Raw genomic sequence first — 14,186 nt, 5'->3', positions numbered from 1 at the left:
CGAGGGCCGTCGCCGCGGGGCGGCTCAGTTGTAGTGCACCGTGGTGCGCGTCCCGTTGGTCACGCCGTGCATGCGCTCGATGAGCTCACGCACGCGGGCGACCACCGTCTCGCTCGCAGGCTCGAGGTGGAACGCCGGCTCGACGCCGCCCGTCTCGTCGTTCAGCTGCCACTTCACGAACACGACGAAGCTCTGCTCGAGGATGCGCGCCTCTTGCCCCTGGACGCTCTCGAAGCCCTCGTCCCCGGGCCGCGACAACAGCTCGAGGTCGTCGGGCAGCTCCCCGTACAGCTTGCGCTCCACGTCGAGCGAGATGCGATAGGTCACCTCACGATGCGGGTTGGTGTCCTCACGAAAGGTGTGCCCCGTCACGAGCGCGATCGCCTCCGCGCGCTGCACGCGGCGCTCCAGGGCCTCGGCCCACTCCGCCTCCCATCCGCCTCCCAGCGCGCTGGGGTTGGTGATGTAGCTGATCCCGCGGTCGAACAGCGCCGCGTCGCCCTCGAGGAACGGCGTGGTGGGCTGCACCGTCGGCGCCGCCGCTCCACACCCGAGGCTCCCGAGCAGCAGCAGCGCGACGAGGATGCCCGAAGCCGGCGCGCTCCTCGCTGGAGCGGTGGGGCGAATGAACCCGGTGGCGTGCATCGAGGAGCGGGGCGCGGTCGTCATGACCAGGAATGTAGCCGCAGAACGACACGGGTCCAACGCCCGCGCCTCCTCACGACGCGTCGACCACCAGCGCGGCGAGCTCGTCCGGGAGCGGGGAGCTGACGTGCAGGGGCTCGCCGCTGACGGGGTGCTCGATGGTGAGCGCGTGGGCATGCAGCGCGTGACGCGGAAGCACCAGGCGCCGGGTGAGATCACTCGTCATGCCCCCCTCGATGTACTCGAGGAACGGCGCCGGCCCCTCCGCGCCATAGAGCTTGTCCCCCACGATCGGGAAACCGAGGTGCGCCAGGTGGACGCGCAGCTGATGCTGTCGTCCTGTCTCGGGCCACAGCTCCACCAGCGCATAGCGTGGCCCAGCGCGCAGGGTGCGGAACGTGGTCACAGCGCTGAGGCCCTCCCCAGGCGGGCGCACCTCCATCATCACGTGCAGCCCATCGGCCACCGGCGCGAGGTCCTGGTCCATCGTCCCGGTCTCGGGCGGGCAGCCATGCACGACGGCCAAGTAGGTCTTTTGGGTGTGCCGATACTGAAACGAATTCTTGAGCGCGCGTTCCATGTCGCGCGACTTGCCACACACCACCACGCCGCTCGTCTCGCGATCCAAGCGGTGTGCGAACTGCGGCGGGTCGTCGGGGTAGCGCTCTTTCAACAGCCAGGTGAGCGTGTGCTTGTGGTAGGTCGCCGTCGGGTGCATGGGCAGCCCCGCCGGCTTGTCGACCACCAGGACGTGCTCGTCCTCGTACAGCACACCGAACGACTGCGGCGTCTCGGGCTCGTTCATGGGCGGGCGCACCAAGAGCACCACCTCCCCCGCACGCACGCGCTCGCTCGCTCGCCGCCGAGTGCCGTCCTGGCGATACGCACAGGCCTTGACGATCTCGTTCGCGCGTGTGCGCGACAGGCGCGGGATGCGGTTCTGGATGAAGCGGTCCAAGCGCAGACCGGCGAACTCCCTGGGCACGGGGAAGGTCAGCAGGATCGACTCGGGATCACAGCCGGCCGGGATGTAGGGGGTCTCGGACACCGGCAGGGAGTATGGTGCGCAGCGGACGAAACCGCGACCCCCGGCTGTTACACTGCCGCCCCTTCGCCCGTGGAAGAACCATCCCCGAACCCATCTGCGCCGCCCTCGGCGAGCTCCCCCCGCGCAGGCCTGTGGGCGGGTCTGCTGGCGCTCGCCCTCGTGTTGGTGCCGGGCTCGAGCCGCTCGGGGGACCCTCCGACGCGAGTCGGGGGCGGCGGTGCGGAAGACACGGACACGGACGCGCCAGGGGAACCGCAGGCCGGCGGCCGGGGCGAGCTGCGAGTCTCGCTGAGCGGGCTGGGACAAGACTCGCTGCCCCAGGGTTCGCACCTGTGGCTCGAGGGGTCCGAGGGGGTGACGCGACGCCCCTTGGCAGGCGCTCCGCCCGTCGTCGTGAGCGGGCTGCCGGAGGGGCCCTTCGCGCTCTACGTCCACGTGCCCGGCTTCGTGCTGCTCCACCAGGACGTGGAGCTCGTCGCTGACGCGCGGCTCGACGTGCACCACGCGCTGGCGCCCGCCGCGCTCGCCCGGGTGCATGTCGAGGCGCGTGACGCCGCGGAGCGTGAGGCTGGCGGCATCCCACTCACGGCCATGCACGCGTTCGCCGTGCTGCCCGGGCGCCAAGCGCCGCGTTTCCCGGCGCGACCGGACGGCGACGCGCTCTTGCTGGCGACGCTGCCCCCCGACACCGACGTCGTCCTGTACGTGAGCGCGCCTGGACACGAACGCGCGCAGCTCGAGCTACACACCCCGGCCGCCGGCGAGGCAGTGGAGCTGACGGTCTCGCTGTCGCTCGCGGCCCAGCTCGCCGGCGTGGTCGTCGACACCGCCGGAGCCCCCGTACCGAGGGCGCGCGTCGTGTTGGCGGGCAGCGGAGTATGGCCGCCGCGAGAACTCGAGACCGATGCGATGGGCCGCTTCGCGTGGCCCCAAGTGCCAGCGGGCGTCTACGAGCTCCGCGCGGCCCACGGAGATCTCGTGGGACGCCCCCGCGGCGGCATCGTCGTCGGCGAACGCGAGCCGACGCCCTTCGTGCGCCTGATGCTGACGCCTGGCGCGGTCCTCACGGGAGTGGTGCACGACTCCCTCGGCGCACCCATCGTGGACGCCGAGGTGCTCGCGCTCGAAGAGGCCATCTCGCTCCTGCCGCGCGCTGCCTCGACGGGCGCCGCAGGGGACTTCCGCATGACGGGTCTCTTGCCGCAAGAGCACGTGGTGCGCGTCTCGGCCGAGGGCTTCGTGCCGCGCGAGGTCGAGCACGATCCGCGCTTCGGGCCCATCGACGTCGAGCTACAACGCGCGGCGTCCATCGCGGGGCGCGTCCTGGACCACTTGGGACACCCAGTCGCAGGTGCTGGGGTCGAGGTCCTCGACGACTCCGCGCACCCGGTCATGCACTTCGCAGACTTGTTCACCGTGCAGCGCGCGGGCCCCGTGCCCCTCGCCAGCGACGGCGCGCTGGGCGTGACGCTGGGTGACATCCCCCCCATCCCCCTCGATGTCCACGGCGGCACCCGTCAGCTCACGGGTCAGGCCGTCACGGACGCCACCGGTGCGTTCCTGGTCACGGGGGTCTCGCCTGGTCGCGTGCGCATGCGGGTCACGGCAGACGGCTTCGCGCCCCTCTCCACCCAGCCCCTCACCTTGCGACCCGGGGAGGAGCGGGAGGGGGTCATCCTCGAGCTCCAGCCGGGGACGCTGATCGACGGTCGTGTCGTCGACGCAGGGGACTACCCCGTGGCGAACGTGCTCGTGGAGCTGCGCATCCCGGGCCAGGACGCCGAGACGACGATGACCGCAGGCGACGGAACGTTCACGTTCCAAGCAGGCCGGGGCAACGTGGTGCTGACCGCCAGCGCCGCCGCGCTGCCCGCCGTGCGCTCGCGCGTGACGTTGGGAGACGTCGAGCGGCAGGAGGTGGTCCTGCGGCTCAGCGCCACGTTGCACACCCTCCGGGGGCGCGTGTTCGACCGCGACGACCTCCCGGTCGCCGGCGCCACACTGCGGCTCGAGTCGCTCTCGGCCCGCTACCCGCATCAGCGGGTCGTGGTGGCGGCCGAAGACGGCTCGTTCGAGCTCAGTGGCCTCCCCCCACCTCCGTACAGGCTGGTGGTGTCGCACGAGGCCCTCGCCGACGAGGAGCTCGACGTGGTGGCCACCGACGACGAGCTGCGGATCGTCTTGCTCCCCGCAGGCACGCTGCGTGGCACGGTGGTGGACGACCTCGGCCCAGCCGGGGACGTGGAGATCACGCTCCACCGCGACGGGCGCCCGCTCCGGCACGCATACACGGACGAAGAAGGACGCTTCGTGTTCGAGCGCATCGGCGTGGCTCGCTACACGCTGCAGCTGCGCTCCCCCGTGCACCTGCCTGCCCAGGCAGACGCCGTGCTCGTGTTGCGGCGCGGCGAGGTGCTCGCCTACGTGGACGAGGTGGCGCTGACGCGCGGAGCCCACGTGAGCGGCACGGTCGTGGACGTGCTGGGCGAGCCCGCGCTTGGCGCGGAGGTCACCGTGGGGAACGACTGGAGCGCGTCCGTCAGCGTCGACGACACGGGAGCGTTCGTGCTGGGCCCCGTCGCGGCGGGGGACCTCGTGGTCACCGCCCGACACCCGCAGGCGGGTACGGGGACGACCCGGCGGCCCGTGCGTGTCGACGTCGGCGAGCTGGTCCAGGACGCGTACATCCGCCTCGGTGGACGCGTCCCGCTCCCGGACCCCGAGGTCGAGGCCGAGGTGCGCCCCGAGGACCCAGACGCCGAAGCTGGCTCCGGGCAGCGCGTGACCGGCGTTGCCATCGCCGTCGCGCTGGGGGAGCGGGAGGTCGAAGTCAGCGCTGTGGTGGACGGGTCGCGAGCCGCGCGCGCGGGGCTGCGCGTCGGGGACCAGCTGATCGAGGTCGACGACGTCCCCGTCAACTCGCCGGCCGAGGCGCGCTCTCTGTTGCGTGGCGCGGAGGGTGTCCCCGCCATCTTGCGCATCCGACGCGCGCGCAGGGACCGCATCGTGACGGTGCCGCGCGAGCGCTACACTCAGCCGGACGAGTGAGCGCCGACCTCACCACTCAGCCCTCCCGTCCGCCGCATCGACCGAGCCGGCGCCAGTCGCGTGGGCGACGCGCACCGCGCCTCAGCGAAGCGAGAGACAGAGGGCGTCGCCGCCGTTCGAGAGGACCATGGCGATGTCGTGCGACACCCCGGCCGGCGCGGAGAAGCCGTTGCCTCCGTCCAAGCGCCCCAGCTCTTGGCCACTCTGCATGGCGAGCGCGACGAACGACCCTTGGCTGTCGCCCACCAGCACCAACCCTTGTGCGCTCACGACGGGGGTGGTGGGCGCCCCGCGCTCCGCGCGACGGGACCACAGCACCTCACGCGTCTCGGGCTGCATCACCTCGAGGCCTCGGTCCGCGCTGGCGACGAGCAGTCGGTCCCCGACGGCCGTGATGGACGTGATGGTCGTCTGCTCGGGCTCGCGCCACAGCACGCTGCCGTTGCTCGGCGAGAGGGCATACAGCCCTCCGTGGAAGGAGGCGACGTAGAGGGTGTCGTCGATGATCACGGGCGTCGTGTCCACGTCGGTGAACACGGGCGCGCCGCCTTCGGACGTCTCGATGTCAACGTCGGTGGCGCGCTCCCAGAGCACGCTGCCGTCCGTCACATCGAGCGCAGCGATGGTGCCGTCGCTGAACCCCGCCAGGACGCGACGCCCGACGATGGTGAGCCCGGCGTGCCCCGCGATGTGGAATTCGGACGCGGCCTCCCGGCGATACGACCACAGCACGGCACCGTCTTCACGGGACAGGGCCACCACGACGTCGTCCTCGGTGGCCACGTAGACAGCGTCGTCGGTGAGGATCGGCGTGGTGCGCACGATCCCCGGAGCGCGGCCCTCGAACAAGACCTCCGCGTTGGCCCCCCGCAGCGCATGGACGCGACCGTCCGCACCCGCGATGACGACTTGGTCCCGCACTTCGTCCACCGCCGGCGCGCTCTCGATGGGCGAGCCGAGATTGTAGCGGAACAAGACGCGACCCGTGACGTCGAACGCGCGGAGCCGGCCGTCCGACGCGCCGAGATAGATGCGGCCGTGGGTCGGGTCGAACCCGGGCGACGCCAGCTCCACCGGAAGGTAGCGGCTGTTGTGTTGCTCGATGAGGGACACCGACCACATCACGCGCAACGCGCCCGTGCCGGCTTCTCCCAGCTCACCCGAGCGCGACCCCGCACCGAGCCACGAGTATGCGCCGGCCTCTGCGCCCATGGTCCCGCAAGCCGTCAGGCCCGAGAACGGCAGGAGCGCGACGAGGGCGAGCCAGAGCCACGCCTCCGGTGGGCGCGGGGGGCGTGTCCCGGTGGCGTGGAGCACGCTCAGCGTGCTCCCTGCTGCCTCAAGAGCTGCTCCAGGATCTCGGGGGGCAGCGAATCGAGCCCGCTCGGCGCCGCGGAGCGCTGCACGAGCGACGCATCCAGCGACATGAGCGTCAGCTCGGCCTGGTCGCGCACGTACGGCAACGCGGGTGCGTCCTCGGCTCGCAGCGCCTCGATCAGCGCCTGCAGACGCTCGATGGCGGTGTCCCGCTCCCCCTTTGCGAGGAGCACCCGCGCCTGATGCAGCGCCGCGACCTGCTCGTAGGCGCCCCCGAGACCGGCGAGCCGCTCGTACTGCGTGGCGGCCTCGTCCCAGGCCTCCTCGCCCTCGTACGTGAAGCCAACGCCCTCGATGGCGCCCGAACGCAGGGTGAGGTCCCCCTCGGCGGCCCCGAGCGCCCCCTCGAACAGCGTGCGCGCGTCGGCGAACTCGCCAGCCTCGAGCTTGAAGCGGCCGAGCGCCAAGCGGGCCCACGCGGCTGCCTGGCTGTCCGGCTCGTCCGCCACTACGCGCTCGTAGGCGGCCACGAGCGCGGCATCGCGCGCCGCAGCGTCCGCGTAGCGCTCCTCGCCTGGACGTAGTCGCTCCCCTTCTTCCGGCTCGCCGACGGGCGAGGCGGCGACCATCAGCGCGCTGCTCATCACGGCGCCGGCAGCCCGGGCGCTGGTGCCGCTGAAGTACTGCACGCCGAGCACGATGGCAGAGAGGGCTGCCGCTCCGGCCAGCACCTTCACGATGGTCGCTTGGTGGTCATGCACCCACGATGTGGCCGCCTCCGCGCGGATCTGCACCTCGTCCTCGATGACCTCCTGCTCCTCAGGCGCGGGCTCGTCCGAAGCCTTGCGCGCGGCTGCCTTCTTGGCCTTCTGGGTAGCCTTCGCCGCCTTCGCCGCCGCGAGGCGCTCGCCGGCGGTCAGCGCCTTGCGAGCCTCGGGCGAGAGCTTGGCCGCCGCCGGAGGAGCAGACGTGGCGGTGTCGGACGCGCTCGTATCGGCGTCTCCACCGGTCGATGCCACGTCGATGTCGTTGTCTTGATCGTTCTCACTTGCCACGTGTGCGCGCTCCGTGCGGGCGCCCAGGTCCTGTCGACGCTGCGCCCGCGAAAGGTCGCGGCACTATACACAAGGGGTTGTGCCAAGCAAGCGTCGGGCGCGCTTCCGATGAAGGCGTGACGCAACGCGAGAAGGCGCCCCGAATTGCTCCGAGACGCCTTCGAGATACGAGCCGTGGAGCGTGCCCTACCAGTCGCCGCCGCGGCCGCCGCCATCGCGGCCGCCACGCCCGCCGCCATCGCGGCCGCCACGCCCGCCGCCACGTCCGCCGCGTCCGCCGCGGTCGTCGCGGTAGCCGCCATCGCGGCCGCCACCACCGTACCCGCCGCCGTCACGCCCACCGCCGTAGCCACCGCCACCCTCACGACCGCCGCCGTAGCCGCCGCCGTCTCGACCACCACCGTAGCCGCCACCGCCGCCCTCGCGACCGCCGCCGTAGCCACCGCCGCCGCTGCGGCGTGGACCGCCGCCGCCGCCGCCGCCCTGTCGCTCTTGTGCGATGTCGACACGGATACGCCGGCCGTCCAGCGTAGCGCCGTCCATCTGGTCCCGGGCGCTGCTTGCCAGCTCCGGGGTCGCGAACGTGACGAAACCAAAGCCGCGCGAACGACCGGTCTCTCGATCCTGCACCACCTTGGCGTCCGTCACTTCACCGAACGGTTCGAAAGCAGACCGCAGGGTCTCATCCGTGGTTGCCCATGCCAGGCCACCGCAGAACAACTTGCTACTCATCTCACGTATCTCACATTCCGTGGGCGAACCCACCACTCTCACGACGACATGCGCACTTGGACGTGCTACGGAGCCACGCACAATTTGGGCCCGCAACCGGGACGCTAGCAGCGGTCGAGTTCCGTTTCCAGCGTCCTGTGCGTAAATCGCGCTGTGGGGCGATCGCCCTGCGCGCTCCCGTCAAGCCCAATTGGCGCCTCGTTTCGGCCCCAACTTCGCCCACGTGACCCCTCCCATGTCGCCCGCGCGTGACCCCTCCCCGCCACCCCGCTCGGGCGCTGTGCATTACTTTCGGCTCCCGCGCGCCACGTGGGAGCCCGCGTTGCGCGGGCTTCGCGCGCTGGGCTTCTCCGCCGTCGAGACGTACGTCCCGTGGTCCGAGCACGAGCTACCCGACGGGCGCTTCGACTTTGGCGAGCAAGACCGCCGCAAGGACGTTGGCGCCTTCCTGGACCTCGCGCACGCGCTGGGGCTCACCGCCATCGTGCGCCCGGGCCCCCACATCAACGCCGAGCTCACTGGGTTCGGCATCCCCGAGCGCGTGCTGCTCGACCCCGCCTGTCAGGCGCGCTCACCGCGCGGCAATCCCGTCGTCCTCTACTTCCCGCCACGGATGTTCCCGGTTCCGTCGTATGCGAGCGAAGCGTATCTGGGGGAGGTGCGCCGCTGGTTCGCCGCCGTCGGCGAAGTGCTCGCGCCGCGTGTGCGCCCCCACGGCCCCATCGAGTGGGTGCAGGTCGACAACGAAGGTGCGTACTACTTCCGCAACGGACCGTACGGGCAAGACTACCACCCAGACGCCCGTGCGCTCTTCGGGCGGTTCGTGGTGGCCCGCCACGAAGACCTGGCGACCGCCGCTCGCGCACACGGCCGCCCCTACGCGAGCGCGGGAGACATCACGCCTCCCGAGCGCTTCGATCCACACGAGCCACTCGCGCTGCACCTCGACTGGGCCGCGTTCCAGGAGCACCTGCTCACCACCAGCCTCGCCACCATGCGCGAGCAGCTCCGCGACGCGGGCCTCGGCCACGCGCGCACGCTCCACAACATCTCCCTCGGCGAGGCGGGGCTGCCCATGAGCCTCCCCGCGCTCGAGGCAGAGCTCGACGTGGTCGGCCTCGACTACTACCACCGCGCGGGCGAGTTCGAGACCATCCGGCGCCGCACGCTGTACCTCGCGGGCACCAGCGTGGCGCCGTACGCGCCCGAGCTGGGGGTCGGGGGGCCGCCCTGGTTCCCTCCGCTCGGCACCGACGACTCGCTCTTCACGGCGCTGGTCGCGTGCGCGTACGGGCTGCGCTCGTTCAACGCGTACATGGCGGTCGACCGCGACCGCTGGTACGGCGCGCCCCTCGACGACCACGGGCGCACACGCGCACACGCAGACGCGTGGCAGAGGCTGCTGGGCGCCCTCGCGGAGCTCGAGTTCGAGCGCATGGAGCGGCCGGTGCGCGTCGGCATCGTCTGGCCGCGGCTCTACATGAGGCTCTCGCGTGCCACGCACGTCTACGGTCCTTTCTCGCCGTCCATCATGGACGTCGTGTCGGGCAGCCCCGTGCATGGATGCCGGGTCGACGAGCTGGGCCTCTCCGACGTGGTACAGGTCGCGTGGTGGGAGCGCGCGCAGGGGCTCGCGGCGGCGCTGGACGCACGGCGCATTCCCTATGTGTTCGTCGACGGCGACGCGCTCGAAGACCGATTCGTAGGACTGGACCTGATCTTCGTGCCGACCTTCGAGATCTTCGAGCGGGGTCTCGCGGCGAAGCTCGCAGGGTGCGCTCGTCGTGGAGCCCGGGTGGTGGCGGGGCCGCGTCGCCCGAGGCGCGACGAGCGCGGCGTGCCCCACGCGTTCGACGAGCTCGGGCTGGCGCAGCTCGAGCTCCGGGACGACGCGGCCGCGACCGTGAGCTGCCACGTCGACGTGCTCGGCATCGCCGGTGAGCCCGAGGTCGGCGCGGGTCTCGTCAGCACGATGCACGTGCACCCCGACGGGCGCCGTGTGCTCTTCGTGGTCAACCCCAGCGCGGATGAGCAACGCGCCACGCTGCCTCCCGTGCTCGCGGAGGGCGCTCGAGACCTGCTGGGCGCGACCCCCGCGCCCGTCCCGCCGGCGTTTCGGATGCCGCCGCACAGCGTTCGGCTCCTTGCCGTGTGTCCCGACCGTGGAGCGTGCTCGTGATCTTCCGTGACGACGTGCGCTTCGAGGGCTTCGACGCACCGGACTGGACCGCCCTGCTGGCGCTGCTCGAGCCCGACGCACGCGGACGCAGCGGAACGCTGGTCGTGTGACGAACAGCGACGCGTGCTCAACGCCTGTGTAAAGGCTGGCCGCGTGCAGCCTTCCGGCTCCCGCTCGACCTCGACCTCGAGGCTGCAGCTGCGCACGGGACGGCGCGGGCGTTCATCGTGGCGGAGGGAGTGCCGGAGGAGGTCGCCGAGCGCCCGGCGCTCGACCTGCCCCCGCGCCGGAAGCCCACACCGAGGCGGTAAGAGGCCTGGCGATGACCCGACGACCTGCTGTCGTTAAAGCGCGCCGTGCGAGGTGGAGGCGGCCGGTGAAGAGGCGTGGCTGCGGGCTGCCGCGCACGCCCTTGCCGAGCACCGAGGCCGTGCGTGACGCGCGCGCTCGACCTCGTGCTGCCGGTGGGCACGCGTTCGCGCTCGTCCTCTATGACGAGGATGGTCAGCACGGGCGTCGCGCCTTAAAAGCCGGCGCCATCAGATGGCGTCGACCGATAGTCGCATCCAACGCATCCTCGAGGCCTCAGCGGTGACTAACACGTGACCAACGCGCGCTTGGCGACGCGATCGCGCTCAGTCGCGCCCCTGCACTTGCGGCGTACGGCTGGCGTGAGACGCTCCTGCGTCTGTTGCGCGTGCCTGACCTGGGCGCGTGGGTCACCGCCGTGGCTTCGCAGCGAGGTGTTGGTACACCCCACGCCCGCTCTACGTCGCGGTCGCGCTGGGCGCGGACGCGCTGCGCCTGTTCATCACCCAGGTGACGAGCGAGCTGCTCGGGGTGGAGCTGCTCGAGGTGTTCTGCCCGGATAAGTGAGCTGCGCGAGCACCTGCCTGCGCCTGGCGAGCGCCTGACCGCCACGCCTGGGTGGAACCTGCTCACGACGTTGGCGCATGTTGCGCTGTACCTGACCGAACGCCGAGAAGATGTCGGGCCCACGGCCCCGCGAGCTCCGCACGAGCACCGCCAGTGCGCGCTGGTTTCGGAACCGCCCTTTCTGTCGCACCGGGAACCGAGGCCTAACTCGCCGCCCGCTCCGGCACGGGGAGGCGTAGCGGCGAGGCTCACGGCGTGGTCGCGAGCCGATCAAGCAGCGCAGTCTGCGCGGTCAGCGCGGCCCCTCGAGCGCGGCCACGACGAACACCTCCCCGGTCCAGGCGACGCGGCCCCGCGCAGGCGCCACTCGTCGATGGAGAAAGCCCTCGGAGGCGATCGCGCCCAGTCGCGAAAGCGGCAGCGTCATCGCGCCAGACGTGGAGCGCGGGGGTGCTCTTCACAGTCAGGGCAGCACGCCACCAAGGGGCGGTCGGCTCACACCCGGCTCTGCCAGACGCACGACCTCGCGTCCGCTCAAACTGCTGCCGCGAACAGCGCTCCCGCGCGGCGCGATCGCCGCTCGCCCGTGGCCAGACGCCGGAGCGGTCGGTAACCCTCGAGCGCCGGACCGCCTGCGCGTATTGAGGCTCCGGCTGCAGTACGTACAACGGTGCGCGGTCACCGTCGGCCAGTGCAGAGCCTGCAGTACGCGGCCGCCCGCGTCGACCACGCCCGGCAGTGGCCAGGGCACACGTCCCCTCCGGCGGCGAGGGTCGGTCGGGCACACAAATGCTGGCTCGGGAGCGTCGAGGTCGCTGTGCCCGAACGTCGCGCAGGCCATCCCGCTGCCGCAGGGCATGGGCGCCGCTCGGTGCAGCAGCCGGAACGCGCCCGTGGGCGTCACGCGCAGCGCGAGGTCGCGTTCGCCCAGCGCGCCCGCCGAGCTTGCGACCGGGGACCAGTGATCCAGCGTGACAGGCGGCCCGAACGCCAGCGAGCGGCCATTCCCCATCGACGCCTCGACGTGGGCCTCGCCCCCCTCGACGCGCAGCCAAGCGAGCACCGCGCGGCCGGCCGATGCGCCAGCGACGAGCGCGCGCACGCGCCCGCCGACGACCGAGACGTAGCGGGGGTCGCCGATCAGGTCGCCCCCGCGGTCGAGGCGTTGGAGCCATAGCGCACCCGCGGCCGCGTAGGCGATCACCACGCCGTCCGGACGAACACGCAGGTCGAACGCGTCCACTTCTCGCGCCAGGTCCCGCGGCGCGGCGCTGGGCGAAGCCGACCCTGGCAGACCGCGGGACGCCTGCGCTTCCGCTGGCGCGCCAAACGCCGCCCCTGCGGCGGCACCCGGACGACCATCGTCTCCTGACGAACAGGCACCGAGCGCGAGTGACAACGTCCACAGCACGAACGAGCGCCGAGCGACCCTCGCACGACATCCTGCACGCACAGCTGGTATATGAGGCCACATGACTTCGCTCGACGCCGCCGACGACCTCGTGAGCTTCATCGACCGCGCGCCCTCTCCATACCACGCCGTGCGCGAGGTCCGCGCGCGGCTCGACGGGGCTGGCTATCGCTCTGTCGACGAGCGAGACGCGCTGACCCTCGAGCCAGGCGCGAAGATCTATGTCGTGCGGGGCGGTAGCACGCTGGCGGCGTTCCACGTGGGCACGCGGTCGCCTGCAGACGCCGGGTTCTCGCTCATCGGGGCGCACACGGACTCGCCGAACCTGCGGGTGAAGCCGACGCCCGACACGGCCGCCGGTGGCTGCCAGCAGCTGGCGGTCGAGCCCTACGGCGGCGTCCTCTACCACACGTGGCTCGACCGCGACCTGTCGCTCGCGGGTCGCGTGGCGGTCGCGACCGACGACGGTGTCTCGCTCCACTTGGTAGACTTCGCGCGCCCGCTGCTGCGCGTCCCATCGCTCGCCATCCACCTGCACCGCGGCGTCAACACGGACGGCTTGGTGCTCAACGCGCAGAAGCACCTGCCGCCCGTCTGGGCGCTGGCCCACACCCCCGCGTCCCTGCGCGAAGCGCTCGCCGCCGAGCTCGAGGGAGACGTGGACCCCGAGCAGATCCTAGGCTGGGACCTCGGCTGCTACGAAGTCACCCCGGCTACGCGCTCCGGCCTGCGTCGCGAGTTCATCCACGCGGGGCGCCTCGACAACCTGGCGTCCTGTCATGCCGCCGTGACGGCCCTGCTGCAGGGCGGAGGCGACGTCTGCGAGAAGACACGCGGCGTCGTGCTGTTCGACCACGAAGAGGTGGGCAGCCGCAGCGCGCAGGGTGCCGCCGGCAGCTTCCTCTCCACCTGGCTCGACCGCATCACCATGGCCCTGTCGGGTGGCGGGGCCACGCGTGAGCACACGGCGCGCGCCTTGCGCCGCTCGTTTCTGGTGTCCGCCGACATGGCGCACGCAGCCCACCCCAACTACTTGGACCGACACGACGCTGGGCACCGTCCCGAGCTCGGAGCGGGGTTGGTCATCAAGACCAACGCGAACCAGAGCTACACCACCGACGCCGAGAGCGCGGCGGTCTTCACGGCGCTGTGTCGCGAGGTGAAGGCGCCCGTGCAGCAGTTCGTCACGCGCTCGGACCTCGGCTGCGGCAGCACCATCGGGCCCATCACGGCGGCCCAGCTGGGCATCCCTGCCATCGACGTGGGCAACCCGATGCTGTCCATGCACAGCGCACGCGAGATGGCCGCCGCGGACGACGTGGCGCCGATGATCCGCGCGCTCGGGCGCTTCCTCCAACGCTGAGCACCCTGCCTGTGCCGGGCGCCAGGGTCGCCACCCGCCCCTGCCTGGTCGGGCGCTGCGGTCGCCACGTAGGGCGTCCACGGCGGGGAGCACCTGCCGCCCAAGACGTCAGGCCAGGCCGAGAACTCGGCAGATCAGGGGACGGCGCCGGGCCGGCGACCGTCGGCGGCGGTGCGTCGGAACCTGGCGTACGCAGCGCTCCCGCGAACAGCGTCCCCAGTTCCACCGCAGCTGAAAGCGCCCGTGCCCCTGACGGAACGTCTTGCAAGACCTCCCGGCTACGACATCCCCTGAAACCTGCGGAAGCTCAGCAGCCTCGCGCGTGATGCCCAGGTCTCGCCGTGGCGCTCTTTAGTTGGTTAAGAAAACAAAGCCTTCGAGCGACGCGCAAGCGCAGGATGGCCTGCTCCACTTGGTCCATCATGCGCGTCCTTGAGCGCCCCCGTCGGTGCCCGCAACGGGGCGCCCACCTCGCTGATGCGTGGGTTTGTGGGTGACGCGACGATGTTCGC

10 protein-coding genes are annotated in these 14,186 nt (G+C 71.7%); 4 read left to right on the top strand and 6 right to left on the bottom strand.

Features of this window, described 5'->3' with window-relative positions; translation table 11 throughout:
• Nucleotides 1–24: 24 nt before the first annotated feature.
• Nucleotides 25–669 carry a hypothetical protein gene (locus H6726_27535; GenBank protein MCB9661430.1) on the bottom strand — a complete coding sequence of 215 codons (645 nt, stop codon included), beginning with the start codon at nt 667–669 and terminating at the stop codon, nt 25–27.
• 49 nt (nt 670–718) lie between these two features.
• Entirely contained in the window at nt 719–1,693 is a 975-nt protein-coding gene (locus H6726_27530) for an RluA family pseudouridine synthase (protein ID MCB9661429.1), read from the bottom strand.
• A 69-nt stretch (nt 1,694–1,762) separates the two neighbouring features.
• Here H6726_27530 and H6726_27525 point away from each other — a divergent pair, with 69 nt between their 5' ends.
• Nucleotides 1,763–4,741 (top strand): carboxypeptidase regulatory-like domain-containing protein, encoded by a 2,979-nt coding sequence (locus H6726_27525; protein ID MCB9661428.1) that lies wholly within the window; start codon nt 1,763–1,765, stop codon nt 4,739–4,741.
• A gap of 81 nt (nt 4,742–4,822) precedes the next feature.
• Here H6726_27525 and H6726_27520 read toward each other — a convergent pair whose 3' ends face one another.
• From H6726_27520 to H6726_27510, 3 genes are all read right to left on the bottom strand, one after another.
• On the bottom strand, nt 4,823–6,058 hold the full coding sequence (locus tag H6726_27520; GenBank protein ID MCB9661427.1) for a PQQ-binding-like beta-propeller repeat protein: 1,236 nt from the start codon (nt 6,056–6,058) through the stop codon (nt 4,823–4,825).
• Nucleotides 6,059–6,060: 2 nt separating this feature from the next.
• On the bottom strand, nt 6,061–7,113 hold the full coding sequence (locus H6726_27515) for a hypothetical protein (protein MCB9661426.1): 1,053 nt from the start codon (nt 7,111–7,113) through the stop codon (nt 6,061–6,063).
• Between the two features lie 186 nt (nt 7,114–7,299).
• Nucleotides 7,300–7,845: an RNA-binding protein gene (locus H6726_27510; protein MCB9661425.1), complete on the bottom strand. Its 546-nt coding sequence runs from the start codon at nt 7,843–7,845 to the stop codon at nt 7,300–7,302.
• Nucleotides 7,846–8,167: 322 nt separating this feature from the next.
• On the opposite strand from H6726_27510, the gene H6726_27505 reads away from it, so the two are divergent.
• Together H6726_27505 and H6726_27500 are read left to right on the top strand one after the other, a co-directional pair.
• A complete protein-coding gene (locus H6726_27505) occupies nt 8,168–10,024 on the top strand; it encodes a beta-galactosidase (protein MCB9661424.1) in 1,857 nt (618 codons plus the stop codon).
• A 714-nt stretch (nt 10,025–10,738) separates the two neighbouring features.
• Nucleotides 10,739–10,900, top strand: a complete 162-nt coding sequence (locus tag H6726_27500; protein MCB9661423.1) for a hypothetical protein — start codon at nt 10,739–10,741, stop codon at nt 10,898–10,900.
• Between the two features lie 463 nt (nt 10,901–11,363).
• On the opposite strand, the gene H6726_27495 is transcribed toward H6726_27500, so the two are convergent.
• A complete protein-coding gene (locus H6726_27495; protein MCB9661422.1) occupies nt 11,364–12,143 on the bottom strand; it encodes a hypothetical protein in 780 nt (259 codons plus the stop codon).
• Nucleotides 12,144–12,372: 229 nt separating this feature from the next.
• Here H6726_27495 and H6726_27490 point away from each other — a divergent pair, with 229 nt between their 5' ends.
• Nucleotides 12,373–13,674 carry a M18 family aminopeptidase gene (locus tag H6726_27490; protein ID MCB9661421.1) on the top strand — a complete coding sequence of 434 codons (1,302 nt, stop codon included), beginning with the start codon at nt 12,373–12,375 and terminating at the stop codon, nt 13,672–13,674.
• The last annotated feature ends 512 nt before the right edge of the window (nt 13,675–14,186 follow it).

It is taken from the genome of Sandaracinaceae bacterium (assembly GCA_020633055.1).
Lineage (GTDB): Bacteria > Myxococcota_A > Polyangia > Polyangiales > Houyiibacteriaceae > JADJJE01.
Note: the sequence above shows the minus strand (reverse complement) of the source record. Positions and strands in the feature narration are given on the sequence as shown.